At 71.2% G+C, this 24871-nt stretch carries 22 protein-coding genes; 19 read left to right on the top strand and 3 right to left on the bottom strand.

Features of this window, described 5'->3' with window-relative positions:
• Positions 1 to 32 precede the first annotated feature (32 nt).
• Positions 33 to 929, top strand: a complete 897-nt coding sequence (locus WAB15_RS19065) for a menaquinone biosynthetic enzyme MqnA/MqnD family protein (RefSeq protein WP_399146477.1) — start codon at positions 33 to 35, stop codon at positions 927 to 929.
• A gap of 22 nt (positions 930 to 951) precedes the next feature.
• Here the strand turns inward: WAB15_RS19065 and WAB15_RS19060 are convergent, their stop codons facing one another.
• Positions 952 to 1935 carry an alpha/beta hydrolase gene (locus tag WAB15_RS19060; RefSeq protein ID WP_407286973.1) on the bottom strand — a complete coding sequence of 328 codons (984 nt, stop codon included), beginning with the start codon at positions 1933 to 1935 and terminating at the stop codon, positions 952 to 954.
• 150 nt (positions 1936 to 2085) lie between these two features.
• Between WAB15_RS19060 and WAB15_RS19055 the strand changes: the two genes are divergently transcribed.
• From WAB15_RS19055 to WAB15_RS19035, 5 genes are all read left to right on the top strand, one after another.
• Complete coding sequence (locus tag WAB15_RS19055) at positions 2086 to 3939, top strand: protein kinase domain-containing protein (protein WP_407286972.1); 1854 nt, start codon at positions 2086 to 2088, stop codon at positions 3937 to 3939.
• 133 nt (positions 3940 to 4072) lie between these two features.
• Positions 4073 to 5272, top strand: a complete 1200-nt coding sequence (mqnC, locus tag WAB15_RS19050) for a cyclic dehypoxanthinyl futalosine synthase (RefSeq protein WP_399146480.1) — start codon at positions 4073 to 4075, stop codon at positions 5270 to 5272.
• Positions 5273 to 5279: 7 nt separating this feature from the next.
• A complete protein-coding gene (locus WAB15_RS19045) occupies positions 5280 to 5825 on the top strand; it encodes a hypothetical protein (RefSeq protein WP_407286971.1) in 546 nt (181 codons plus the stop codon).
• Between the two features lie 371 nt (positions 5826 to 6196).
• A complete protein-coding gene (locus WAB15_RS19040) occupies positions 6197 to 6895 on the top strand; it encodes a demethylmenaquinone methyltransferase (protein WP_407286970.1) in 699 nt (232 codons plus the stop codon).
• A gap of 383 nt (positions 6896 to 7278) precedes the next feature.
• On the top strand, positions 7279 to 9570 hold the full coding sequence (locus tag WAB15_RS19035; protein ID WP_407286969.1) for a hypothetical protein: 2292 nt from the start codon (positions 7279 to 7281) through the stop codon (positions 9568 to 9570).
• Between the two features lie 134 nt (positions 9571 to 9704).
• Here the strand turns inward: WAB15_RS19035 and WAB15_RS19030 are convergent, their stop codons facing one another.
• Positions 9705 to 10223, bottom strand: coding sequence for a GNAT family N-acetyltransferase (locus tag WAB15_RS19030; protein ID WP_399146484.1), 519 nt, complete (start codon positions 10221 to 10223; stop codon positions 9705 to 9707).
• 97 nt (positions 10224 to 10320) lie between these two features.
• Here WAB15_RS19030 and WAB15_RS19025 point away from each other — a divergent pair, with 97 nt between their 5' ends.
• Both WAB15_RS19025 and WAB15_RS19020 read left to right on the top strand, forming a co-directional pair.
• Positions 10321 to 11628 (top strand): geranylgeranyl reductase family protein, encoded by a 1308-nt coding sequence (locus WAB15_RS19025; RefSeq protein WP_399146485.1) that lies wholly within the window; start codon positions 10321 to 10323, stop codon positions 11626 to 11628.
• 184 nt (positions 11629 to 11812) lie between these two features.
• Positions 11813 to 12268, top strand: coding sequence for a carboxymuconolactone decarboxylase family protein (locus WAB15_RS19020; protein WP_399146486.1), 456 nt, complete (start codon positions 11813 to 11815; stop codon positions 12266 to 12268).
• A 91-nt stretch (positions 12269 to 12359) separates the two neighbouring features.
• On the opposite strand, the gene WAB15_RS19015 is transcribed toward WAB15_RS19020, so the two are convergent.
• The gene (locus WAB15_RS19015; RefSeq protein ID WP_407286968.1) at positions 12360 to 13157 is read right to left on the bottom strand and encodes a C40 family peptidase; all 798 of its coding nucleotides are present in this window, start codon (positions 13155 to 13157) and stop codon (positions 12360 to 12362) included.
• Between the two features lie 724 nt (positions 13158 to 13881).
• Here WAB15_RS19015 and WAB15_RS19010 point away from each other — a divergent pair.
• Genes WAB15_RS19010 through nuoK form a run of 11 tightly spaced genes read left to right on the top strand, consistent with a single transcriptional unit; the run spans position 13882 to position 24860 of the window.
• Complete coding sequence (locus WAB15_RS19010) at positions 13882 to 14241, top strand: NADH-quinone oxidoreductase subunit A (protein ID WP_006604811.1); 360 nt, start codon at positions 13882 to 13884, stop codon at positions 14239 to 14241.
• A gap of 9 nt (positions 14242 to 14250) precedes the next feature.
• Positions 14251 to 14805, top strand: coding sequence for an NADH-quinone oxidoreductase subunit B family protein (locus WAB15_RS19005; protein ID WP_030416193.1), 555 nt, complete (start codon positions 14251 to 14253; stop codon positions 14803 to 14805).
• Positions 14802 to 15560 carry an NADH-quinone oxidoreductase subunit C gene (locus WAB15_RS19000; RefSeq protein WP_399146488.1) on the top strand — a complete coding sequence of 253 codons (759 nt, stop codon included), beginning with the start codon at positions 14802 to 14804 and terminating at the stop codon, positions 15558 to 15560. Before WAB15_RS19005 ends, WAB15_RS19000 begins: the two co-directional genes overlap by 4 nt.
• Positions 15560 to 16936 (top strand): NADH-quinone oxidoreductase subunit D, encoded by a 1377-nt coding sequence (locus WAB15_RS18995; RefSeq protein WP_399146489.1) that lies wholly within the window; start codon positions 15560 to 15562, stop codon positions 16934 to 16936. Before WAB15_RS19000 ends, WAB15_RS18995 begins: the two co-directional genes overlap by 1 nt.
• 50 nt (positions 16937 to 16986) lie before the next feature.
• Positions 16987 to 17838 (top strand): NADH-quinone oxidoreductase subunit NuoE, encoded by an 852-nt coding sequence (gene nuoE / locus WAB15_RS18990; RefSeq protein ID WP_399146490.1) that lies wholly within the window; start codon positions 16987 to 16989, stop codon positions 17836 to 17838.
• On the top strand, positions 17838 to 19220 hold the full coding sequence (gene nuoF / locus WAB15_RS18985; protein ID WP_407286967.1) for an NADH-quinone oxidoreductase subunit NuoF: 1383 nt from the start codon (positions 17838 to 17840) through the stop codon (positions 19218 to 19220). Before nuoE ends, nuoF begins: the two co-directional genes overlap by 1 nt.
• Positions 19217 to 21724, top strand: a complete 2508-nt coding sequence (locus WAB15_RS18980) for an NADH-quinone oxidoreductase subunit G (RefSeq protein ID WP_407286966.1) — start codon at positions 19217 to 19219, stop codon at positions 21722 to 21724. The genes nuoF and WAB15_RS18980 overlap by 4 nt, the downstream gene beginning before the upstream one ends.
• The gene (gene nuoH, locus WAB15_RS18975) at positions 21721 to 23109 is read left to right on the top strand and encodes an NADH-quinone oxidoreductase subunit NuoH (RefSeq protein ID WP_399146493.1); all 1389 of its coding nucleotides are present in this window, start codon (positions 21721 to 21723) and stop codon (positions 23107 to 23109) included. The genes WAB15_RS18980 and nuoH overlap by 4 nt, the downstream gene beginning before the upstream one ends.
• The gene (nuoI, locus tag WAB15_RS18970; RefSeq protein WP_407286965.1) at positions 23084 to 23701 is read left to right on the top strand and encodes an NADH-quinone oxidoreductase subunit NuoI; all 618 of its coding nucleotides are present in this window, start codon (positions 23084 to 23086) and stop codon (positions 23699 to 23701) included. The genes nuoH and nuoI overlap by 26 nt, the downstream gene beginning before the upstream one ends.
• Positions 23698 to 24564 (top strand): NADH-quinone oxidoreductase subunit J, encoded by an 867-nt coding sequence (locus WAB15_RS18965; protein ID WP_407286964.1) that lies wholly within the window; start codon positions 23698 to 23700, stop codon positions 24562 to 24564. The genes nuoI and WAB15_RS18965 overlap by 4 nt, the downstream gene beginning before the upstream one ends.
• Positions 24561 to 24860 carry an NADH-quinone oxidoreductase subunit NuoK gene (gene nuoK, locus WAB15_RS18960; protein WP_350730467.1) on the top strand — a complete coding sequence of 100 codons (300 nt, stop codon included), beginning with the start codon at positions 24561 to 24563 and terminating at the stop codon, positions 24858 to 24860. Before WAB15_RS18965 ends, nuoK begins: the two co-directional genes overlap by 4 nt.
• Positions 24861 to 24871 lie beyond the last annotated feature (11 nt).

Here is a 24871-nt window from a genome sequence, read left to right as displayed (position 1 = left end):
CGGCCCCTGAGCGGCGGGTCTAGCCTCCGCATGTGGACAATTCAACCTTCGGAGACACGCCCGCAGGCGTCGATGGCGACCACCGTCGCAGCCGACCGCGGGTGGGCCACATCCAGTTCTTGAACTGCCTGCCCCTTTACTGGGGCCTCGCCCGTACGGGCACCCTGCTCGATCTGGACCTGAGCAAGGACACGCCGGAGAAGCTCAGCGAGCAGCTGATCCGCGGGGAGTTGGACATCGCGCCGGTCACGCTCGTGGAATTCCTGCGCGCCGCCGACGATCTCGTCGCCTTCCCGGACCTCGCGGTCGGCTGCGACGGCCCGGTGATGTCCTGCGTGATCGTTTCGCAGAAGCCCCTGGACCAGTTGGACGGCGCCCGGGTCGCCCTCGGCTCGACCTCGCGGACCTCCGTACGGCTGGCGCAGCTGCTGCTGGCCGAGAAGGTCGGGGTGCGGCCCGACTACTACACCTGCCCGCCCGACCTCGGCCTGATGATGCAGGAGGCGGACGCGGCGGTGCTGATCGGGGACGCGGCGCTGCGGGCCAATCTGCACGACGGGCCGCGGCTCGGCCTTGAGGTGCACGACCTCGGGCAGATGTGGAAGGACTGGACGGGCCTGCCGTTCGTCTTCGCCGTATGGGCGGCCCGGCGCGACTACCTGGAGCGCGAGCCGGCCGTGGTGCAGAAGGTGCACGAGGCGTTCCTCGCCTCCCGCGACCTTTCGCTGGACGAGGTCGCCAAGGTCGCCGAGCAGGCGGCCCGGTGGGAGACCTTCGACGAGTCGGTGCTGGAGCGCTACTTCACCACTCTGGACTTCCGCTTCGGGACCGATCAGCTGCGGGGCGTGGCGGAGTTCGCCCGGCGGGTCGGGCCGACGACCGGGTTCCCGGCGGACGTGCGGGTGGAGCTGCTGGGAGGCGCCCGGTAGGCGGGTGCCCCGGCGCCCGAGGTCAGTCCGTCGGTGTCGGGCCGCGCAGGAGCTTGCTGACGGCCTCCAGGCTCCCGTCCCGCATGCCCCGGATGTAGCCCTTGGCGTTGTGGCCGCCGTCCTGGATGACGTGCAGGTCGGCCGTGATCGGGCCCTTGGCGTACCGGCGGATGAAGCGCTCCAGGTTGGCCCGGCCGCCTTCCTTCGTTCCTATCTGGAACTGGAGGTGGACGGGCGGGGCGTCGGGGCGGCGGGCGAGGCGGGCGGCGAGGCGCTCGGGGTCGTTCGCCCGCTTCTCCTTCTCGTGGCCGCGCCACAGGGGGGAGTCCGGGCGGGTGTCCGGGCCGCTGGCGATCACCGCCCGGAAGCGGTCCGGGTGCTGGAGTACCTGCTTGAGGCCGGCGAAACCGCCGGACGAGGAGCCCATGAACGCCCAGCCGTCGCGGCCGGGGAAGGTCCGGAAGGCGGCCCTGGCCAGGTCGGGGACGTCGTCGGAGAGCCAACTGCCCATCTTCGGCTGCCCCGGTATGTCGCTGCCGTCGTAGTAGTGGTGCCGGTCGGGGTTGAGGACCGGCATGACGACGATGAAGGGCTTGCTGCGGCCCAGCGCGGCCAGGTCGGTGAGGGTGCTGGGCAACTTGAGGTCGGTGCGCGTCCAGTAGTTCGTCGGGTAGCCGCGGCCGCCCGGCAGCGCGATCAGGACCGGGAACGCGCTGTGGCGGTAGCGCTCCTCGTAGTACTCCTTGGGCGCCCAGGCCCACACCTTCCCGGTGAAGCCGGACTTCTTCCCGTGCAGCGTCGTCACGCCGATCCTGGTGCCGTCGGCGAGGGTGTCGGCCGTACGGAACGGGGGCTGCGGGCCGGCCAGCGGTCGGCCGAAGGACATCGGCTCGCCGGTGTCGGGGAAGACGTTGCCGTATTTGACGACGGGGAAGGCGCCGAGCCCCAGGGCCGTGATGATCGCGCCGATGAGGAGCGCCCGTCGCCTGGTCTTGCGGATGTGCACGGGTTCGTTCTCTCCGGACGATCACGCTGCCGCTGGAGGCAGGAAGGGCGAGTTACTCCCTGTTTGACGGGGAAAGTGGGGGAGCGGGTTCACGGGGCCGGGCATGACATGGGTCATAAGCTGGGTGCGCCGTATCGAGGGGGAGGCGCTATGGAGCCGCTGACGGGGAGCGACCCACGGGTCCTGGGCGGATACCGGCTGCTGGGCCGGCTCGGCGCGGGCGGGATGGGCCGGGTCTACCTCGGGCGCAGCGCGGGCGGGCGTACGGTCGCCGTCAAGGTCGTCCATGCGCACTTCGCCGTCGACGACGAATTCCGGGCCCGCTTCCGGCGGGAGATCGAGTCGGCACGACGGGTGGGCGGCGCCTGGACCGCGCCGGTGTTGGACGCCGACCCGGACGCCGAGGTCCCCTGGATCGCCACCGGCTATGTCGCCGGCCCCTCGCTCGCGCAGGCCGTCGCCGATGTCGGGCCGCTGGCCGAGCGCTCCGTACGGGTCCTGGGCGCCGGGCTGGCCGAGGCGCTGGCCGCGGTGCACGCGCTCGGGCTGGCGCACCGGGACGTCAAGCCGTCCAACGTGCTGCTGACGCTGGACGGGCCGCTGCTGATCGACTTCGGTATCGCGCGGGCCACGGAGGGCACGGCCTCGCTCACCTCGACAGGGGTGTCGGTGGGGTCGCCCGGCTACATGGCGCCCGAGCAGATCCTCGGCAAGGGGGCCGGGGGCGCCGCCGACGTCTTCTCGCTCGGCGCGGTGCTGGCCTTCGCGGCGACCGGTACCAGTCCGTTCCCGGGGGACTCGTCCGCCTCGCTGCTCTACAAGGTCGTCCACGAGGAGCCGGAGCTCGGCCCGGGGCTCGCCGGTGAGCTGCGGGAGTGGGTGGCCACCTGCCTCGCGAAGAACCCCGCGGACCGCCCGGCGCCCGAGGCGCTGGCGGCCCGTCTCGCGGGGGAGGGCAGCGGTGGCGCGGCGGGCCTGGTGCGGGCCGGCTGGCTGCCGGGGCCGCTGGTGGAGCGGGTCAGCCGGCAGGCGGTGGAGCTGCTGAACCTCGATGCGGGGGAGGGGACGGGCGGGCACTCGGGGACCGCGGCCGGTGCGCCCGGCGGGGTGTTCGGGCCGCCGGACCCTTCGTACGGGGCGGCCGGCGGGGTCGCGTCCGGTAGGGGCGCGTCTGACGGATCGGGTGGGGCGGCGTCCGGTTGGGTGGCGTCGGGGCTGGTGCCCTTTGACGCGCAGGCGCAGGTCGCGGGTGCCTCGGGGGTCTCCGCCCAGGCGCCCGCCCAGCCGCCCGGCCCGCCGCCGCGGCCCGCGTCCTGGCCGGCCGCCGGCGGCCATGCGGCGCCACAGGGGTCCGCCCATCCCCCGACCGCCCCCGGTATCGCCGACCTGCCGACCGGGGCTCCGAGTCCCGCCGCGCCCAAGGAGCGGCGGATCGCGCTGACCGGTGCGGTGGCGGGCCGGGACCGGCCGCGGCGGGTGAGTTGCACGCTGGTGCTGTCGGTGGCCGGTGCGCTGGCCGCCGCGACGACGGCGGGGTTCGTCTTCCGCCTGCTGCCGGGGACGGGCGCCGACGCCGACGCCGGACCGAAGGCCGGCGCCAAGCCGCCGGCCGACGGCACGCCCACGGCCGGTCCGACCGTCCCCGGGACCGAACCCTCGGTCGCCAAGCCGTTCCTCGGCACCTGGACCGGCAGCATCACCACGTCGCACGGGATCCCCAACGGCACGATGACCAGCACCATCGAGGCCGGCGGCAAGGGCGACTACGTCATCCACACGGTCTACGACGCGGTGCTGGTGCGCTGCGAGGCCAAGGCGAAGCTGGAGTCGGCCACGGCCGGCCGGCTGGTGCTCGTCGAGCGCCCGGACGGCAAGCAGGGGCCGGGCTGCACGGGCAACAAGTCCCGTGTGACGTACACCCTCGGCAAGGGGGGCGCCACGATCGCGTTCGCCTCGGACGACGACGCGGGCGGCACGCCGAAGGCGACGCTGACCAAGCGATGACCGAAGGCCGGACGGGCACCGGGCGAGGGCGGGGTGAGCACCGCGTGCGTGCGGACCGGCCGCCAGCGAGCCTGTCGGACCCCTGACGTACGCTGGTTCAGTCGTGATGCCCGCCTGCGAAAGGGACGCCCCGGTGACCGAGAACGCCGACCTCCAGTCCGTACTCGACCGCGCCGCACAGGGCGGCCGCATCACGCCGGAGGAAGCGCTCGACCTGTACCGCTCCGCGCCGCTGCACGCGCTGGGCCGGGCCGCCGACGCGATCCGCCGTCGCCGTTACGCCGGCACCGAGCACATCGCGACGTACATCATCGAACGCAACATCAACTACACCAACGTGTGCGTGACGGCCTGCAAGTTCTGCGCCTTCTACGCCCCGCCCAAGGACACCGCCAAGGGCTGGACCCGCGACCTCGACGACATCCTGCGCCGCTGCGCGGAGACCGTCGAACTGGGCGGCACCCAGATCATGTTCCAGGGCGGCCACCACCCGGACTACGGCGTCGAGTACTACGAGAAGCACTTCTCCGCCATCAAGAAGGCCTTCCCGCAGCTGGTCATCCACTCCCTCGGCGCGTCCGAGGTCGAGCACATGGCCCGGATCTCCAAGGTGTCGGTCGAGGAGGCCATCGAGCGCATCCACGCCGCGGGGCTGGACTCCTTCGCGGGCGCCGGCGCCGAACTCCTCCCGGCCCGCCCCCGCAAGGCCATCGCGCCGCTGAAGGAGTCCGGCGAGCGCTGGCTGGAGATCATGGAGGCGGCCCACAAGCTGGGTGTGGAGTCGACGTCCACGATGTTGATGGGCACCGGCGAGACCAACGCCGAGCGGATCGAGCACCTGCGGATGATCCGCGACGTCCAGGACCGCACGGGCGGCTTCCGCGCCTTCATCCCGTACACCTACCAGCCGGAGAACAACCACCTCAAGGGCCGGACGCAGGCCACCCTCTTCGAGTACCTGCGCATGATCGCCATCGCCCGGATCTTCTTCGACAACATCGCGCACATCCAGGGCTCGTGGCTGACCACCGGCAAGGAGATCGGCCAGCTCTCGCTGCACTACGGCGCGGACGACCTCGGCTCGATCATGCTGGAGGAGAACGTGGTCTCCTCGGCCGGCGCCAAGCACCGCTCCAACCGCATGGAGATCATCGACCTGATCCGCAAGGCGGGCCGGGTCCCGGCGCAGCGCGCCACGACGTACGAGCACCTGCTCGTCCACGACGACCCGGCCAACGACCCCGTCGACGACAAGGTCGTCTCGCATCTGTCCTCGACGGCCATCGAGGGCGGCACGGCCCACCCGGAGCTGAAGCTCGTCGAGGCGAACTGAGTCTGCGGTGCTGACACTTCACCGTGTGCGGGGTGTCCGGCTCGTGCACGACGGTGAGTTGGCCGAAGGGCATGCGGTCGTCGTGGACGGCGCCCGCCTCGCCGCCATCGGCCCGTACGAGGAGCTGCTGGCGGTCTACCCGGCGCGTGTCCGCGAGTGGGACGGCGTACTGACCCCCGGGCGCTACGAACCGGACGGCGCCGCGCTGCTGGAGGCCGCCTACCACCCCGATCCGCGCGAGGCCGACGAGCTGGGCGGCGAGCCGATCACGGGCGAGGCGCTCGCGGCCCTCGACATGACCGATGCCCGCTGGGGCGCGAGCGCCCGCCGCGGGCTGCAGCGCCTGCTGGCCGCCGGGACGACCGCGCTGACCGGTCCGTTCACCCGGCCCGCGGTCCGCACGGCCGTCCGGCGGTCCGGGCTCGCGGAGCTGCCGGGCCCCCGGCCCCGCGCACTGACCGTCGGAGGCCCGGCCGACTTCGCCGTCTTCGCGGCGGACGGCAGCGCGCTGGCCACCGTCCTCGCCGGCCGCCTGGTCCATCGCCGCCGCTGAGCGCGGCCCGGCCGCGCGGCCGGTGCCGTCAGGGCCCCGTCAACGCGCCCCCGCCGCACGTCAGGGCGGCGTCAACGCAAGCGGAACGAGGGATTCGGGGCGGCATGATCGTTGCCGCGGGGACGGCCGGCGCCGGCCGCTCACGATGCACTGCGCACCGCTCGACCGCCCGGATGTTCTGAGGGGGGCAGCCGGCCGTCCCCGACCAGACCTCCGCACCCCGCACCCGCCGGGCCGTGCCCGGTGCGGGTGCCGGTCCGGACGGGCTTCCGCAGATGAACGTGCCCGGTGCGGGTGCCGGTCCGGACGGGCTTCCGCAGATGAACGTGCCCGGTGCGGGTGCCGGCCCCCGCACGGTGGACAATAACCGAGTGACCCGAGCATCCCTGGACAAGCAGCCGCACGAAGTCGCCGCGATGTTCGACGACGTGGCGGCACGGTACGACCTCACCAACGACGTGCTCTCCCTGGGGCAGGCGCGGCTGTGGCGCAAGGAGGTGGACCGCGCGGTGGCCGCCCGGCCCGCCGAGCGGGTGCTCGACCTCGCGGCCGGCACCGGCACCTCCTCGCTGCCGTTCGCCCGGACCGGTGCGTACGTCGTGCCGTGCGACTTCTCCGTCGGCATGCTGAAGGAGGGCAAGAAGCGGCATCCGTGGCTGCCGTTCACCGCCGGTGACGGGACCCGGCTGCCGTTCGCGGACGATGTGTTCGACGCCGTGACCATCTCCTTCGGGCTGCGCAACATCCAGGACACCGATGCCGCGCTGGCGGAGCTGTACCGGGTCACCAAGCCCGGCGGCCGGGTCGTGATCTGCGAGTTCAGCGAGCCGACCTGGGCGCCGTTCCGGACGGTCTACACCGAGTACCTGATGCGTGCGCTGCCGCCGGTCGCCCGCGCGGTCAGCAGCAACCCGGACGCCTACGTCTACCTCGCCGAGTCCATCCGCACCTGGCCCAACCAGCCCGAACTCGCCGCCCGGCTGCAGGGCGTGGGCTGGACCAAGGTCGCCTGGCGCAACCTGACCGGCGGGATCGTGGCGCTGCACCGGGGGAGGAAGCCGGCGAACTGAGGCGGAGCCGGCGGGCCGCGGCGCCCGGGTCCGGCGGGGTTCGGAGCCGCTCGGACTCGCTTGGGTAACTCCGCACCACCGGGAGCGCACCGACGGGAACCATGCGTGGGGCAGTGATGTCCCTACGTTCGCCCGCGGTAGCTGTTCGCGCTGCCCGTTGACCTCCGGAGTCCGTTTTGTCGTCGTTCTGCCCGGACTGTGGTTCTGCCTCGCCACCCGAGGCACGCTTTTGCATGGGCTGCGGCCGGGAGCGGCAGGCCGCCGCGCCACCCGCCCCCGACGGGCCGCCGCCCCCGCCGCGGCCACCGGTCCCGGGGCAGCCGCCGGCCCCCGCCGCGCCACCCGGTCCTCCCGGGTACGCGGCGCCCGCCCGGCCCTCGGCCGTGGGCGCCCTGCTCGCCCGCACGGTGCGGGGCGACTGGATATCGGCGGCCAAGGTCGCCGCCGGGCCGACGCTGCTGTTGCTGGTACTGGCCTCGGTGCTGGCGATGTTCTCCTCGGACAACGCGCACTCGGGCGGGCTCGGCTGGGGCGTACGGATGCGGATCGCGCTGGCGCTGCTGCTGCAGAGCGTCGGCGGCGGGGTCACCCTCGCCGGAGACGCCGGGGCGTCCCTGGGGCCGTTCGGCGAAGGGCTCTCGGGCGAGGCGACGCTGTCGCTGGTGCCGCTCGTGGTCACCATGGCGTGGGCGGGCCTGCTGGCGGCGGGCGCCCGCCGGTTCGCCGCCGTCCGGCCGTCCGGCGCCGCCGGGGCGCCCCTGACGGGGCCGGCGGCCGACGCCCGGACCGCCGTCCCGGAGACCGTGCTGCGGGTGGCCGCGCTCTGCGGCGCCGGCACCTTCGCCCTGGGCCTGCTGGCCCAGCCCTCCTACAGCGGCGTCGAGTTGTCGTCCGCGCCGTTCCTCACGCTGCTGTGGTCCTTCCTGCTGGCGGCCGCGGTGTGCGGCGTCACGGTGGGGCGCGGCGAGGCGGGGGCCTGGCTCGCCGCCCGGCCCGGCCGGCGGATCGCCCTCGGTGCGCTGCGCACCGCGCTGCTCGCGCTGCTGGCCGTCGTCCTCCTGGCAGGCGTCGTCGCCGTCGTGGTGCTGCTCACCAACGCCAAGGACCTCGACGGCGGCGGGGTCGTCGCGGCGCTGGTGCTGCTGCCCAACATCGGTGCGCTGGCGCTCGCGATGGCCTGGGGTGCGCCGGTGAACGCCGAGTGGAACCTCCCCGCCATCCCGTTCCTGGACTCCGGCCGGCAGTCGCTCGGCTACGGGGAGCTGAGTCATCTGGGCGGCGGCTGGGTGCTGTTCGGCGTGCTGGCCGGCGCTCTGGCCGGTGCGCTGCTGGTCGGCTTCCTGGTCGTACGGCGCAGCGCCGACCGCCGCGAACAGCTGCTGTCCGCGGGCTTCTTCGTCGTCTCGCTGGTGCTGCTGGTGCTGGTCGCGGGCGCGAGCGTGAGCGCGACGTTCCGTGCCGGAGGCGGTGACGGATACGGCTACGGGGACGGCTACGGCAGTGGCTACGGCAGTGGCTACGGCGGCGGTTACGGGAGCGGGTACGGCGGCCGCCTCGCCGGCGCGCACGGTGAACTCGCCGCGGGCGGCGCCGAGACGCTGCTGTTCGCGTTGCTGTGGACGTTCGGCGCGGTGCTGGTCGTGCCGTATCTGCTGCGGATGGTGGGGCGCGGCGGCGGGCCGACCGCACCGGTGCCCGGCTCGTACGGTGCCGCCCCGGCCGCGCCGTACGCCGCCCCGGGTGCCGCCGCTCCGGGCGCGCCCATGGCGGCCGCTCCGGTCGCTCCCGCGGAGGCCACCCCGGCCACCGCCCACCCCGCTGCGCCTGCCGCGCCCGTACCCTCGGCGCCCGCTCCCGCCGCGCCCAACCCCGCCCCGCCGACCCCCACCGCGCCGGATCTGCCGCTCGTGCGGTCCGGGCAGGAACCGGTGCCGGAGCCGTCCAAGCCCCGCCGCCGGGTGCTGAAGTGGCTGGCGCTGGCGCTGGCGGCGTTCCTGGTCGGCGGCGGGGCGACGGCCGGTGCGCTGTACTTCGGCAACCACCGCGGCGGCGACAACCGGAGCGCCGACGGCGGCGACGACAAGAAGGCCGACCAGCCGGCCCCGGTCAAGAGCGCACCGCCCACGCCGGGACCGTCCGCGACCCCGACCTCGCCCTCGTCCCCCGGGGCCACCGCGAGCGGAGAGCCGACCGGTACCCCCACGGACGGGCCCACCGCCGGTCTGCCCGACGGCTTCGTCCAGAAGTACGACCCCAACGGCTTCTCGATCGCCGTACGGCACGACTGGAAGCGGGAGCCCAAGGGCACCCAGACCGACTACAAGGCTCCGGTCGGCAAGCAGTACCTGCGCATCGGCGTGATCGCCAACGCCCCGCAGTCCTCCTACGACAACTTCCTGACCATGGAGAAGGGCGCCAAGAAGCGGCTGAACTACCAGCGCACGGAGCTGAAGCGGAACACCTTCCAGGACAGCCCGGGCGCCCGCTGGGAGTTCACCTACGTCAACGACACGGGGAACACCGTCCACGCCGTCGACCAGGCCTATCTCGCCGCCGACGGCACCGAGTACAGCATCTACTACGAGTGCCTGGAGGCGCAGTACGACCCGGAGGCCGACAAGGTCTTCAGCACGGCGCTCGCCACCTGGTCCGTCAGCGACGCGGACGTGGACTAGGGGACGTGGACCAGGGGCGGACCAGGGGGCGTTCCCCGGTCCGCGTGGGACGCGCGAGGGCGCCGCGGGAGGACCGCGGCGCCCTCGCGCGCGTCGTCAGGCGGCGCCGGCCGCCGGCCCGACGGCGCCGGGACTCACACGTCCAGCCGGTGGCAGTAGGCCGTCCGCTTCCCCTGCGGCGTGACCACCGTCTCCGCCCGCCGCATCCCCAGGCGCCGGGTCACCGCGAGCGACCGCTCGTTGCGGGCGTCGACCATCGCCACCACCTGACGCACCCCGGCCTTCCGTACGCGTTCCAGGGCCAGTTGCGCGGCCGCCGTGGCGTACCCCTTGCCCCAGTACGCGCGGCCCAGCCGCCAGCCGATCTCGATCTCGCCCTGGGGGCCCCACTCGTGCGGCCAGGGCTGGGCGCCGGTGAAGCCGATGACCGCGCCGTCCGCGGGGTCGAGCATGGTGTAAAGACAGAAACCCCGTTCCGCGTCGTGGAGCCGCTGGCGGGCCGTCAGCTCCTCGTACACGGACAATTCGGCCGATGTGCCGCCGTGGAACTCCATCACGTCGGGGTGGTCGAAGACGCGGTGCCAGTTCAGTGCGTCCTCGTCGGTGGGGACGCGCAGTTCGACGACCGGGAGTGACTGCGGAGGTCTGTTCATGGACCAACCCTTCAGGTTCTGATCACATACGCCCCCATAGACTGCACGTGCCCAGTGCCGGTCGGCACCCAGATATCGACTTCCGGGAGACCTCGCCGTGACGGAGTCCGTGACCGCGTCAAAGACCACGCCCCGCTCCGAGCACAGCGCGGACGTGATCGTCGTCGGCGCCGGGCCCGCCGGCTCGACGACCGCCTACCACCTGGCCAAGTCCGGACTGGACGTCCTCCTCCTGGAGAAGACCGCCTTCCCGCGCGAGAAGGTGTGCGGCGACGGCCTCACCCCGCGCGCCACCAAGCAGCTGGTCGCCATGGGCATCGACATCTCCGAGGAAGCGGGCTGGCTGCGCAACAAGGGCCTGCGGATCATCGGCGGCGGCTCCCGGCTCCAGCTCGACTGGCCGGATCTCGCCTCGTTCCCGGACTACGGACTCGTCCGCAAGCGCGACGACTTCGACGAGCAGCTGGCGCGGCAGGCGCAGAAGGCCGGCGCCCGGCTCTACGAGCGCTGCAACGTGGGCGCCCCCGTCATCAATGAGCTGACCGGCCACATCACCGGCGTGCACGCCAAGCTCGGTGAGGACAAGACCCCGGTCACCTTCCACGCCCCGCTCGTCGTCGCCGCGGACGGCAACTCCACCCGGCTGTCGCTGGCCATGGGCCTGCACCGCCGCGAGGACCGCCCCATGGGCGTCGCCGTCCGCACCTACTTCACCTCGCCCCGCCACGACGACGACTACCTGGAGTCCTGGCTGGAGCTGTGGGACCGGCGCGGCGCGCAGGACCGGCTGCTGCCCGGCTACGGCTGGATCTTCGGCATGGGCGACGGTACGAGCAACGTCGGTCTCGGCGTGCTGAACACCTCCGCCTCCTTCAAGGAGCTGGACTGGCGCGAGATCCTCAAGGCGTGGTGCGCCTCGATGCCCGCCGACTGGGGCTACACGCCGGAGAACATGACCGGCCCGATCCGCGGCGCCGCGCTCCCGATGGCCTTCAACCGCCAGCCGCACTACACCAAGGGCCTGCTGCTGGTCGGTGACGCGGGCGGCCTGGTCAACCCGTTCAACGGCGAGGGCATCGCCTACGCCATGGAGTCCGGCAGCATCGCCGCCGAGGTCATCGTGCAGGCCCAGGCGCGCGCCACGTACGCCCAGCGCGAGCTGGCCCTGCAGCGCTACCCCAAGATCCTCAAGGACACCTACGGCGGCTACTACTCGCTCGGCCGCGCCTTCGTGAAGCTGATCGGCAACCCCAAGGTCATGAAGATCGCCACGCAGCGCGGTCTGACCCACCCGCTGCTGATGCGCTTCACCCTCAAGATGCTCGCCAACCTCACCGACCCCACGGGCGGAGACGCGATGGACCGCATCATCAACGGCCTGTCGAAGGTCGCGCCGAAGGCGTAGACGTCCTGGTGGCAGCCCTGGTGGGCGGTCTTGGGGGCGGTCCGGGAGAAATTCCGGGCCGCCCCCCGTCACATTCTCCGGCCGGCATCCGTCAGTGCGGTGACGAGGAGATTCCCGGACGGGATCTCCCGGCGCGCGGCCTCCCGGTGGGGGCCGCCGGACGGCACTTCGGAGGAGAGCAGTGATGGAAGCACGCATGAAGAACCCCGCGGTGGTCATCCCCGAGGCCATGCAGCCCCTTCTCGACGTGGTGAAGGCGACGCGGCGGGGCGGGGTTCCGGAGGAGACGCTGGAGCTGGTGCATCTGCGGGCCAGCCAGATCAACGGCTGCAGCTTCTGCGTCGACGGCGGCGTCAAGAGCGCCCGCAAGTCGGGGGTGAGCGACGACAAGCTGTTCGCGGTCGCGGCCTGGCGGGAGGCGCCGTACTTCTCGGACGCCGAGCGCGCCGCCCTCGCGCTCACCGAGTCGGCCACCCGGCTCGCCGACAGCTCCGACCCGGTGCCGGACGCCGTGTGGGACGCCGCCGCCGACCACTTCGACGAGCGGCAGCTGTCGGCGATCGTGCTGACGATCGGGATCACCAACCTGTTCAACCGGCTCAACGCGACCACCAAGCAGCCGGCGGGCGCGGGCTGGTAGCCGCCCCACCACCCCGTACGCCCTACGTCAAAGGACCGCCCCCCGAGCTGCGGGAGGGGCGGTCCTTTTCAGCACCTGGTGTGCGGCGGTCCTACAGGACGCGCACCGCGCCGGTGGGCATGTCGTAGCTGAGCGGGCGCTCGACGATGCCGGTGCTCGAGTTCTGGGCGCCGATGAACTTGCCGTCGCCGATGTAGACGCCGACGTGGTAGGCGCTGCCCGCGCTGCCCCAGTAGAGGATGTCGCCGACCTGCAGGTTGTCCAGGCCGACCTGGGTGCCGGTGGTGGACTGGTCCTGCGAGACGCGCGGCAGGTCGATACCGACCTGGCGGAACGCGGCCTGGGTCAGGCCGGAGCAGTCGTACGACGAGGGGCCGGTGGAGCCGAGCACATACGCCTTGCCCAGCTGCGCCTTGAGGAAGGCGATCAGGGTGGCGGTGGAGCCGGTGGCGTTGGAGGTCGACGGCGCGGACAGGGTGGTCCGCTCATCGGAGCGCGAGGCACGGGCCTGGGCGGCCTCCTTGGCCTTGCGGGCCTCCTCGGCCTTCTTCTTCGCCTCGGCCTTGGCCTTCTTTACCGCCTCGGCCTTGTCCTTCTCCGCGGCCTTGGCGGCCTTGGCGAAGACGCTGTCCTGGAGCGCCTGGCGCTCGTAGTTGAACGCGACCTGCTCGGCGGTGTCGGCGCTCTTGGCGGCGCTGGTCGCCAGCGCCGTCGTGATCGTCGGCATCTCCTGGGTCTCGGAGACGGGCTTTTCCGCGGCGTTGGCCGGCACGGTCGCGCCGGTCACCGCGAGAGTGAGGAAGCCACCGGTCACGCCCGCACGCAGTGCCCGCGAGGACGCGGAACGGCGGGGCTTCCGGTGGCTGGGTATGAGTGCGTTCGGGGACATGGCAATAACGGCTATCAGGCGCCGGAGGTTGCTGCCAAGAAAGGTGCAGTGCGCCACACTTGACGCGTACACGGCGAACAAAACGGACTTTTGACTGTCCGTCGGCTCGCCGGCGCGATGTCCGAATTTCGCGATCATGTTCCTACGCACGGCATTTGCTGCTCCGTGCGGGGCCGGCGGGGGCCTATCACTTCCTCACGCGCCACGCCAAGGCTTCCCAGGCGTCAAGAACTCAGTGCCCGAAATAGCGTGGGATAGGTCACTCTTGAGTGTCCGTTATGTTCCCGTGATCCGGCGCGGCCGGTCGCTCGTGAACGGGGGCACGTACCGACGATCACGGCCGGGTCACGAGCGGGTCACGCCGACGGGTCCGGCTCCACTAGCAGTTGGGCGCGTCCAGCACCAATTTGCCTGCGATCGCCACTACTTGATAATGGCATCACCACCCTGACCAGCGGTAACCCGTGTGAATGTCACCTCTCGTGATCACTCGCGCGCTTCGCGTATGAAGATCACCGCTCATCCGACTTCATGATCCTTCGCCGGGTGGTGGAGATCACAAAGGCGTTGTCCACCCCCGTGTCGCAGATCACACACCAGCGGGCATAAGATGCAGGCGACTCGGGCTTGTGAACTGCCTCACATGTGCACGATCTCCATGGGGCGATCAGAGGGCCCGAGCGGACCGCCAACCAGTCATCGTCGACTGAAGGGAGCGGGGACGGTGAACGCTTACGCGCCCATCCTCGTACTGGGAGCCCTAGGGGCAGGCTTTGCGATCTTCTCCGTCGTCATGGCCACCCTCGTCGGGCCCAGGCGCTACAACCGGGCCAAGCTCGAGGCGTACGAATGCGGAATCGAGCCGACGCCACACCCGTCCGGTGGCGGTCGCTTCCCGATCAAGTACTACCTGACGGCGATGCTCTTCATCGTCTTCGACATCGAGATCGTCTTCCTCTATCCCTGGGCCGTCACCTTCGACGCCCTGGGACTGTTCGGGCTCGTCGAGATGCTCCTCTTCGCGCTCACCGTCTTCGTCGCCTACGCCTATGTCTGGCGTCGTGGCGGCCTGGAATGGGACTAGGGGTCACACATGGGACTTGAAGAGAAGCTGCCGAGCGGCTTTTTGCTGACCACTGTCGAGCAGGCCGCGGGCTGGGTGCGCAAATCATCGGTCTTCCCGGCGACCTTCGGGCTGGCCTGCTGCGCCATCGAGATGATGACGACCGGCGCCGGGCGCTACGACCTGGCCCGCTTCGGCATGGAGGTCTTCCGGGGCTCGCCGCGCCAGGCGGATCTGATGATCGTGGCCGGCCGGGTGAGCCAGAAGATGGCCCCCGTACTGCGGCAGGTCTACGACCAGATGCCGAACCCGAAGTGGGTGATCTCCATGGGGGTTTGCGCCTCATCGGGCGGAATGTTCAATAACTACGCGATCGTGCAGGGCGTCGACCACATCGTGCCCGTCGATATCTATCTGCCGGGCTGCCCGCCGCGTCCCGAGATGCTGATGGACGCCATCCTCAAGCTCCACGACAAGATCCAGCACACCAAGCTCGGGGTCAATCAGCAGCAGGCCGCCCGCGAGGCGGAGGAGGCGGCACTCAAGGCGCTCCCGCTGATCGAGATGAAGGGGCTGCTGCGATGAGTGAGCAGACGAACCCCGAGCGTCCGGACGCCTCGGACGAGGCCGTACCGGCACAGCGCGACGACACCGGCGAGGTGATCGCCACCCGCCGCGGCATGTTCGGCGCCGACAACGGCGGGGACACCACCGGCTACGGCGGCCTCGTACGGACCGTCCGGCTGCCCGGCGCGTCCCAGCGGCCGTACGGCGGACCGGGTGCCGACGGGGGAGGGTACGGCGACTTCGACGAGATCGCCGACGAGCTGGAGGGCGCCCTCGACGAACAGGGGCTGGTCCCCGAGAACGTCATCGCCAAGACGGTCGTGGACCGCGACGAGCTGACCTTCCACATCGAGCGGGAGTACCTGCCGGCCGTCGCCAAGATCCTGCGCGACGACCCGGCGCTGCGCTTCGAGCTGTGCACGGGCGTGAGCGGGGTGCACTTCCCCGGGGACACCGGCCGCGAGCTGCACGCCGTCTACCACCTGCGCTCGATCACCCACAACCGGCTGATCCGGCTGGAGGTCTCCGCCCCGGACGCCGACCCGCACGTGCCCTCGCTCGTGGCGGTCTATCCGACCAACGACTGGCACGAGCGCGAGACGTACGACTTCTTCGGCCTGATCTTCGACGGTCATCCGGCGCTGACCCGGATCATGATGCCCGACGACTGGCAGGGCTTCCCGCAGCGCAAGGACTACCCGCTCGGCGGCATCCCCGTCGAGTACAAGGGCGCCCAGATCCCGGCTCCCGACCAGCGGAGGTCGTACAGCTGATGACTACTGCACCGCACTCCCACTCCTCGAACGGCCACCGCACCTCAAGCGACTTCGACACCCGGGAGTCGCTGGGCCGCGAGACCACCGAGGGCACGGTCTACAACGTCTCCGGCGGCGACTGGGACGAGATCGCGGCCGCCGCGGTCAAGTCCGACGACGAGCGGATCATCGTCAACATGGGGCCGCAGCACCCCTCGACGCACGGTGTGCTCAGGCTGATCCTGGAGATCGACGGGGAGACCGTCACCGAGGCCCGCTGCGGCATCGGCTATCTGCACACCGGTATCGAGAAGAACCTCGAATACCGGACCTGGACGCAGGGCACCACCTTCGTCACGAGGATGGACTACCTCACCCCCTTCTTCAACGAGACGGCCTACTGCCTGGCCGTGGAGAAGCTGCTCGGCATCACCGACGACGTCCCCGACCGGGCCTCGGTCATCCGCGTGCTGCTGATGGAACTCAACCGGCTCTCCTCCCACCTGGTGTGCATCGCCACCGGCGGCATGGAGCTGGGCGCCACCACGATCATGATCTACGGCTTCCGCGACCGCGAGCTCATCCTCGACATCTACGAGCTGATCACCGGCCTGCGGATGAACCACGCCTACATCCGGCCCGGCGGCCTCGCCCAGGACCTGCCCCCGGGGGCGGTCGACCAGGTGCGCGCCTTCGTCAAGAAGATGCGCAAGAACATCGGCGAGTACGACAAGCTCGCCACCGGCAACCCCGTCTTCAAGGGCCGCATGGAGGGCATCGGCTATCTGGACCTGGCCGGCTGTATGGCCACCGGAGCCACCGGCCCCATCGTGCGCTCCGCCGGACTCCCGCACGACCTGCGCAAGACGCAGCCGTACTGCGGCTATGAGGACTACGAGTTCGAGGTGCCGACCGCCGACACCTGCGACTCCTACGGCCGGTTCCTGATCCGGCTGGAGGAGATGCGCCAGTCGCTGCGGATCGTCGAGCAGTGCCTGGACCGCCTGGAGCCCGGCCCCGTGATGGTCGCGGACAAGAAGATCGCCTGGCCCGCCCAGCTGGCCCTCGGCCCGGACGGCCTGGGCAACTCCCTCGACCACATCAAGAAGATCATGGGCACCTCGATGGAGGCCCTGATCCACCACTTCAAGCTCGTGACCGAGGGCTTCCGGGTCCCGCCCGGACAGGCCTACGCGGCCGTCGAGTCCCCCAAGGGCGAGCTGGGTGTGCACGTGGTCAGCGACGGCGGCACCCGTCCCTACCGGGTGCACTTCCGCGATCCGTCCTTCACCAACCTGCAGGCCATGGCGGCGATGTGCGAAGGCGGCCAGGTCGCCGACGTCATCGTCGCCGTCGCGTCCATCGACCCCGTGATGGGAGGCGTCGACCGGTGACCACCGCGTCTTCTCGGGGCGGAACCCCCGAAACCCCCACCAGCCTGGGGATGCCCATGCTCCCGGCCCCCGACTACCCGGCCGAGGTGCGGGCCCGGCTTGAGGCGGACGCCAAGGAGGTGATCGCCCGCTACCCCGGCGCGCGCTCGGCGTTGCTGCCGCTGCTGCACCTCGTACAGGCCGAGGAAGGGCACGTCACCCGCACCGGCATCCGCTTCTGCGCCGAGCAGCTGGACCTGACCACCGCCGAGGTCACCGCGGTGTCGACCTTCTACTCCATGTACCGCCGCAAGCCGAGCGGCGACTACCAGGTCGGCGTCTGCACCAACACCCTGTGCGCGGTGATGGGCGGCGACGCCATCTTCGAGGAGCTCAAGGAGCACCTCGGCGTCGGCAACGGCGAGACCACCGAGGACGGCGCCGTCACCCTCGAACACATCGAGTGCAACGCCGCCTGCGACTTCGCCCCGGTCGTGATGGTCAACTGGGAGTTCTTCGACAACCAGACGCCGCAGTCCGCCCGGCGGCTCGTCGACGACCTCCGGGCGGGCCGCACCGTCGAGCCCACCCGCGGCGCACCGCTGTGCACCTTCAAGGAGACCGCCCGGATGCTCGCCGGATTCCCGGACGAGCGGCCGGGCGCCGTCGAGGCCACCGGCGGCGCCGGATCCGCCTCCCTGATCGGACTGCGCCTGGCCAAGGGCGAGGCCGCACCGGGCCGCGGCGCCGACCACGTCATCGCCCCGCGGACGACCACCGACCACCCGACGGACGAGCCCCCGTCCGGGCACTCCGCCGAGCAGGCGCCCTCGGGCCACCCCAGTTCCCACGACGCACCGCACGAGACCTCGGCCTCCGACGACCAGCACCCGGCCGGGCCCACAGCAGAGGAGGGGGAGTGATGACAGTGGCAGCCGAGCACGGGGGCACCTCCCGGCCGCACGCCGGGGGAGAGGCGAGCCCGGAGAAACTCCTCATGCCCGTCCTGTCCGCCTTCTGGGACCAGGCCGAGTCCTGGACGCTGGAGACCTACCGCCGGCACGAGGGCTACGAGGGCCTGCGCAAGGCGCTCGCGATGCCTCCCGACGACGTCATCGCCTACGTCAAGGACTCCGGCCTGCGCGGCCGCGGCGGCGCCGGCTTCCCCACCGGGATGAAGTGGCAGTTCATCCCGCAGGGCGACGGCAAGCCGCACTACCTCGTCGTCAACGCCGACGAATCGGAGCCCGGGACCTGCAAGGACATCCCCCTCCTCTTCGCGAACCCGCACTCCCTCATCGAGGGGATCGTGATCGCCTGCCATGCGATCCGGTCGCACCACGCCTTCATCTATCTGCGCGGTGAGGTCGTACCCGTCCTGCGCCGGCTGCACGAGGCCGTACGCGAGGCCTATGCGGCGGGCTTCCTCGGGAAGAACATCCTCGGCTCGGGACTCGACCTGGACGTGATCGTGCACGCGGGCGCCGGCGCGTACATCTGCGGTGAGGAAACCGCGCTGCTCGATTCCCTGGAGGGCCGTCGCGGACAGCCCCGGCTGCGTCCTCCCTTCCCCGCGGTGGCCGGCCTCTACGCCTGCCCCACTGTCGTGAACAACGTCGAATCCATCGCGTCGGTTCCCGCGATCATGAACAAGGGCAAGGACTGGTTCAGGTCGATGGGCAGCGAGAAGTCCCCGGGCTTCACGCTCTACTCGCTCAGCGGCCATGTCGCGAGCCCCGGCCAGTACGAGGCCCCGTTGGGCATCACCCTGCGCCAGCTGCTCGACATGAGCGGCGGTATGCGCCGCGGCCACCGGCTGAAGTTCTGGACGCCGGGCGGCTCCTCGACGCCGATGTTCACCGACGAGCACCTCGACGTCCCCCTCGACTACGAGGGCGTCGGCGCCGCCGGCTCGATGCTCGGCACCAAGGCGCTGCAGTGCTTCGACGAGACCACCTGCGTCGTACGGGCGGTCACCCGCTGGACCGAGTTCTACGCGCACGAGTCCTGCGGCAAGTGCACACCCTGCCGCGAAGGGACGTACTGGCTGGTGCAGTTGCTGCGCGACATCGAGGCCGGCAACGGCCGGATGGACGACCTCGACAAGCTGAACGACATCGCCGACAACATCAACGGCAAGTCCTTCTGCGCCCTCGGCGACGGCGCCGCCTCGCCGATCTTCTCCTCGCTCAAGTACTTCCGCGAGGAGTACGAGCAGCACATCACCGGCAGGGGCTGCCCGTTCGACCCCGCCAAGTCGACCCTGTGGGCCGACAACGACGCTCACCTGGGGGTGAATGCATGACCGTCGTGACAAATGCTCCCTCGGGGGGCGGCGAGGCGGCCGTCCCGCCGGAGGACCTCGTCACCCTGACGATCGACGGCATCGAGATCTCCGTCCCCAAGGGGACGCTGGTCATCCGCGCCGCCGAACTCCTCGGCATCGAGATCCCGCGCTTCTGCGACCACCCGCTGCTGGACCCGGCGGGCGCCTGCCGGCAGTGCATCGTCGAGGTGGAGGGCCAGCGCAAGCCGATGGCCTCCTGCACCATCACCTGCACCGACGGCATGGTCGTCAAGTCGCAGCTGACCTCCCCGGTGGCCGAGAAGGCCCAGCGCGGCGTGATGGAGCTGCTGCTGATCAACCACCCGCTGGACTGCCCGGTCTGCGACAAGGGCGGCGAGTGCCCGCTGCAGAACCAGGCCATGCAGGTCGGCGACCCGGAGTCGCGCTTCGAGGGCAGGAAGCGCACCTTCGCCAAGCCGGTGCCGATCTCCACCCAGGTGCTGCTGGACCGCGAGCGCTGCGTGCTGTGCGCGCGCTGCACCCGCTTCAGCAACCAGATCGCCGGCGACCCGATGATCGAGCTGGTCGAGCGCGGCGCCCTCCAGCAGGTCGGCACCGGAGAGGGCGACCCGTTCGAGTCGTACTTCTCCGGCAACACCATCCAGATCTGCCCGGTCGGCGCGCTCACCTCCGCCGCGTACCGCTTCCGCTCCCGCCCCTTCGACCTGGTCTCCTCACCGTCGGTGTGCGAGCACTGCGCCGGCGGCTGCGCGACCCGCACCGACCACCGGCGCGGCAAGATCCTGCGGCGGCTGGCCGCCAACGACCCCGAGGTCAACGAGGAGTGGATCTGCGACAAGGGCCGGTTCGCCTTCCGGTACACGCAGCAGCGCGACCGGCTGGAGCACCCCCTGGTGCGCGACTCCGAGTCCGGTGAACTGGAGCCGGCGAGCTGGCCCGAGGCCCTGGAGGCCGCGGCCCGCGGACTGACCGCGGCCAAGGGCCGCACCGGCGTACTGACCGGCGGCCGGCTGACCGTCGAGGACGCCTACGCCTACGCCAAGTTCGCCCGGATCGCCCTGCAGAGCAACGACATCGACTTCCGGGCCCGGGTGCACAGCGCCGAGGAGGCCGACTTCCTGGCGGCCAAGGTCGCCGGCCGGGGCCGCGACCTGGACGGCAGCGGGGTCACGTACACCACCCTGGAACAGGCGCCGGCCGTACTGCTGGCCGGGATCGAGGCCGAGGAGGAAGCGCCGGGCGTCTTCCTGCGGCTGCGCAAGGCGCACCGCAAGAGCGGCCAGCGCACCTACGGGCTGGGCAGTTACGCCTCACGCGGGCTGATCAAGGCCGGTGGGACCCTGCTGCCGGCCGCACCGGGCACCGAGACCGAATGGCTGGACGCGCTCGCGGGCGGCGTCAGCCTGGAGGGCGAGGGGCGCGCGGCGGCCGAGGCGCTGCGCGCGGACGGTGCGGTGATCGTCGTCGGCGAGCGGCTGGCAGGGGTGCCCGGGGCGCTGACCTCCGCGGTGCGCGCCGCCGCCGCGACCGGTGCGCGCCTGGTGTGGATTCCGCGGCGGGCGGGCGACCGCGGCGCCGTCGAGGCCGGCGCGCTGCCCGGTCTGCTGCCCGGCGGGCGGCCGGCCACCGACCCGAGGGCCCGCGACGAGGTCGCCGCCGCCTGGGGCGTGGCCGCGCTGCCGCACCGGCACGGCCGGGACACCGGCCAGATCATCGAGGCCGCCGCGACCGGTGAGCTCAGCGCGCTCCTGGTAGCGGGCGTCGAGGTCGCCGACCTACCGGACCCGGCCCGCGCGCTGACCGCCTTGGACGAGGTCGGGTTCCTGGTCAGCCTGGAGCTGCGGCCCTCGCAGGTCACCGAGCGGGCGGATGTGGTCCTCCCGGTGGCGGCCGTGGTGGAGAAGGCCGGCACGTTCCTCAACTGGGAGGGCCGGGCGCGGCTGTTCGAGGCGGCGCTCAAGCCGGACCAGATGACCCGCCGCCAGCTGCAGCCGGACTCCCGGGTGCTGCACATGCTCGCCGACGCCATGGACGTCCATCTGGCCCTGCCCGACATCCGCTCCGTACGCCGCGAGCTGGACCGGCTCGGCAACTGGGACGGCCCGTACGCCGGTGAGCCCCTGGAGACCGGGCGTCCGCTGCCCCGGCCCGCCGACGGTGAGGCGGTCCTCGCCGGGCACCGGCTCCTGCTGGACCAGGGGCTGCTCCAGGAAGGCGACGAGGCGCTGGCCGGCACCCGGCACGCCGCGCTCGCCCGGCTGTCGCAGGCCACCGCCGAGGAGGCCGGCGTCAAGGACGGCGACCTGCTGGAGGTCGGCGGACCGGCCGGCTCGGTCCGGCTGCCGCTGAAGGTCACGCCGATGCCCGACCGGGTGGTGTGGCTGCCGCTCAACTCCACGGGCGGTGGCGTCGCCGCCGACACCGGGGCGCGCCCCGGTGACCTGGTGAAGATCTCCGCCGCCCCGGGCACGCCGGCGCCGGCCAAGGAGGTGGACGCATGATGCAACTCGGCCAACTGGCCACCGCGCAGACCGTGCTGGCACAGGAAGACCTGTCGATGTTCGGCCGCGATCCCTGGTGGCTGATCGTCATCAAGGCGGTCTTCTGCTTCGCGTTCCTGATGCTGACGGTGCTGTTCTCGATCGTCTGGGAGCGCAAGGTCGTCGCCTGGATGCAGCTGCGCATCGGCCCCAACCGGCACGGCCCCTGGGGGATGCTCCAGTCGCTGGCCGACGGCATCAAGCTGATGCTGAAGGAGGACCTGGTCGTCAAGCGCGCCGACAAGGCGGTCTACATCCTCGCGCCGATCGTGGCGGCCATCCCGGCCTTCATGGCGATCGCGGTGATCCCCTTCGGCCCGGCCGACAACGAGATCTCGATCTTCGGCCAGCGCACCCCGATGCAGCTGACCGACCTGCCCATCGGCATCCTCTACATCCTGGCCACGGCCTCGGTCGGCATCTACGGCATCGTGCTGGCGGGCTGGTCCTCCGGCTCGACCTACCCCCTGCTCGGCGGCCTGCGCTCGTGCGCGCAGATGATCTCGTACGAGATCGCGATGGGCATCTCGTTCGCGGCGGTGTTCCTGTACTCCGGGTCGATGTCGACCTCCACCATCGTGGAGTCGCAGCAGAGCCGGTGGTACGTCCTGCTGCTGCCGGTGTCCTTCATCATCTACATCGTCGCCATGGTCGGCGAGACCAACCGTGCGCCGTTCGACATGCCGGAGTCCGAGGGCGACCTCGTCGGCGGCTTCAACACCGAGTACTCGTCCATCAAGTTCGCGATGTTCATGCTGGCCGAGTACATCAACATGGTCACCGTCTCGGCGGTCGCGATCACGCTCTTCCTGGGCGGCTGGCGGGCGCCCTGGCCCGTGTCGACGTTCTGGGAAGGCGCCAACCACGGCTGGTGGCCACTGCTGTGGTTCACCCTCAAGGTGCAGCTGCTGCTGTTCTTCTTCATCTGGCTGCGCGGCACCCTTCCCCGGGTGCGCTACGACCAGTTCATGAAGCTCGGCTGGAAGGTCCTCATCCCGGTCTCGATGGTCTGGCTGATGCTGGTCGCCACCGTCCGGGCGCTGAAGAACGAGGGCTACGACTTCTCCCAGATCGTGCTGTACGTCGCCGGCAGCGCCGTCGGGCTGCTGCTCATCTCCCTGGTCGTGGACTTCTTCCGACGAGGTGAGGAAGAGCCGGAGACGGACGGCGACGGCGCCTTCGACCCGATGGCCGGCGGCTTCCCCGTACCACCGCTGCCCGGGCAGAGCCTGCCGCCCGTGCCGCGCCGACGGCCCCGCCGGGAGCGGGAGTTGATTGTCAGTGGTCGGATGGACACTGTCAGTGACGGAAATGAGACCGATGGAAAGGGGGGCGACGGTGCCTGAGTTCCAGAACCCCGTGGCCGGCTTCGGCGTGACCTTCAAGGCCATGTTCAAGAAGCGGCTGACCGAGCAGTATCCGGAGGAGAAGAAGCCGACGGCGCCGCGTTTCCACGGCCGTCATCAGCTCAACCGCCATCCGGACGGGCTGGAGAAGTGCATCGGCTGCGAGCTGTGCGCCTGGGCCTGCCCGGCGGACGCGATCTATGTCGAAGGCGCGGACAACACCGAAGAGGAGCGCTACTCCCCGGGCGAGCGCTACGGCCGCGTCTACCAGATCAACTATCTGCGCTGCATCCTGTGCGGCCTGTGCGTGGAGGCCTGCCCGACCCGCGCGCTCACCATGACCAACGAGTACGAACTCGCCGACCGGTCCCGCGAATCGCTCATCTACACCAAGGAGGAGCTGCTCGCGGGCCTGCAGGACACGATGGTCGACTCACCGCATGCGATCTACCCCGGCATGACGGAGAAGGACTACTACAACGGGCTGGTGACCGAGGCCGCGCCCGGCACCGTCCGCCAGGTCGCCGTCTCCAAGGGGGAGCGCCCCGACGAGCAGCCGGACCGGACCTCCGACGAGGAGGTGCAGGCATGACCGGCCTCGCCGCCGCGGCCGCCTCCACGGGGGAGGCCGTGCAGTTCTGGATCCTGGGCAGCGTCGCCGTCATCGGCGCGCTGTGCACGATCCTGATGAAGCGGGCGGTGCACAGCGCCCTCTCGCTCGCCGGCACCATGATCGTCCTGGCGGTCTTCTACCTCGCCAACGGCGCGTACTTCCTCGGCGTCGTGCAGATCGTGGTCTACACGGGCGCGATCATGATGCTGTTCCTGTTCGTCGTCATGCTGGTCGGTGTCACGGCCGCGGACTCCCTCAAGGAGACGCTCAAGGGCCAGCGCTGGCTCGCCGCCGGACTGGGCATCGGCTTCGGCATCCTGCTGATCGCCGGCATCGGCAACGCCTCGCTCAAGGAGTTCAACGGCCTGGGCGAGGCGAACGCCGGCGGCAATGTGCAGGGCCTGGCCGCGCTCATCTTCACCAAGTACGTCTTCGCCTTCGAAGTCACCGGCGCGCTGCTGATCACGGCGGCCGTCGGCGCGATGGTGCTCACCCACCGGGAGCGCACGGAGCGGGCCAAGTCGCAGCGCGAGCAGTCCGAGGCGCGGATCCGCGAGGGCAAGCAGGTGCCCCCGCTGCCCGCCCCGGGGGTCTACGCCCGGCACAACGCCGTCGACATCCCGGGCCTGCTGCCCGACGGCACCCCGTCCGAGCTGACCGTCAGTCCCACGCTGCGCGAGCGCGGCCAGATCCGCGATGTCTCGGGTGAGTCGCTCGCCGAACTCAAGGCGCTGGAGCAGCGCTCCGAGGAGTGGCTGGGCCGCGGCACCGAGGACGAGCCCGCGCCGCCGCCGTCCGGTGGCGCGCCGCGGAAGGAGCACAAGGAGGGGGCCAAGAAATGAACCCGGTCTACTACCTCTACCTCGCCGCCCTGCTGTTCACCATCGGCGCGGCCGGGGTGCTGATCAGGCGGAACGCCATCGTGATGTTCATGTGCATCGAGCTGATGCTCAACGCCTGCAATCTCGCCTTCGTCACCTTCTCGCGGATGCACGGGAATCTGGACGGCCAGATCATCGCCTTCTTCACGATGGTCGTCGCCGCGGCCGAGGTCGTGGTCGGCCTGGCGATCATCGTGTCGATCTTCCGCACCCGTCATACGGCCTCGGTCGACGACGCCAGTCTGATGAAGCTGTAAGGGGTCGCACA

It is taken from the genome of Streptomyces sirii (assembly GCF_045690365.1).
GTDB classification, from domain to species: domain Bacteria; phylum Actinomycetota; class Actinomycetes; order Streptomycetales; family Streptomycetaceae; genus Streptomyces; species Streptomyces sirii.
The sequence above is the reverse complement of the archived record's forward strand: the minus strand, read 5'-3'. Positions and strand labels throughout refer to the sequence as shown.

Excerpts from the sequence above, each read along its gene's own strand:
- WAB15_RS19055 (WP_407286972.1), top strand. The coding sequence starts at position 2,086 with ATGGAGCCGCTGACGGGGAGCGACCCACGGGTCCTGGGCGGATACCGG.
- WAB15_RS19030 (WP_399146484.1), bottom strand. The coding sequence starts at position 10,223 with ATGAACAGACCTCCGCAGTCACTCCCGGTCGTCGAACTGCGCGTCCCC.
- WAB15_RS19020 (WP_399146486.1), top strand. The coding sequence starts at position 11,813 with ATGGAAGCACGCATGAAGAACCCCGCGGTGGTCATCCCCGAGGCCATG.
- WAB15_RS19015 (WP_407286968.1), bottom strand. The coding sequence starts at position 13,157 with ATGTCCCCGAACGCACTCATACCCAGCCACCGGAAGCCCCGCCGTTCC.
- WAB15_RS19005 (WP_030416193.1), top strand. The coding sequence starts at position 14,251 with ATGGGACTTGAAGAGAAGCTGCCGAGCGGCTTTTTGCTGACCACTGTC.
- WAB15_RS19000 (WP_399146488.1), top strand. The coding sequence starts at position 14,802 with ATGAGTGAGCAGACGAACCCCGAGCGTCCGGACGCCTCGGACGAGGCC.
- WAB15_RS18995 (WP_399146489.1), top strand. The coding sequence starts at position 15,560 with ATGACTACTGCACCGCACTCCCACTCCTCGAACGGCCACCGCACCTCA.
- nuoE (WP_399146490.1), top strand. The coding sequence starts at position 16,987 with ATGCCCATGCTCCCGGCCCCCGACTACCCGGCCGAGGTGCGGGCCCGG.
- nuoF (WP_407286967.1), top strand. The coding sequence starts at position 17,838 with ATGACAGTGGCAGCCGAGCACGGGGGCACCTCCCGGCCGCACGCCGGG.
- WAB15_RS18980 (WP_407286966.1), top strand. The coding sequence starts at position 19,217 with ATGACCGTCGTGACAAATGCTCCCTCGGGGGGCGGCGAGGCGGCCGTC.
- nuoH (WP_399146493.1), top strand. The coding sequence starts at position 21,721 with ATGATGCAACTCGGCCAACTGGCCACCGCGCAGACCGTGCTGGCACAG.
- nuoI (WP_407286965.1), top strand. The coding sequence starts at position 23,084 with ATGGAAAGGGGGGCGACGGTGCCTGAGTTCCAGAACCCCGTGGCCGGC.
- WAB15_RS18965 (WP_407286964.1), top strand. The coding sequence starts at position 23,698 with ATGACCGGCCTCGCCGCCGCGGCCGCCTCCACGGGGGAGGCCGTGCAG.
- nuoK (WP_350730467.1), top strand. The coding sequence starts at position 24,561 with ATGAACCCGGTCTACTACCTCTACCTCGCCGCCCTGCTGTTCACCATC.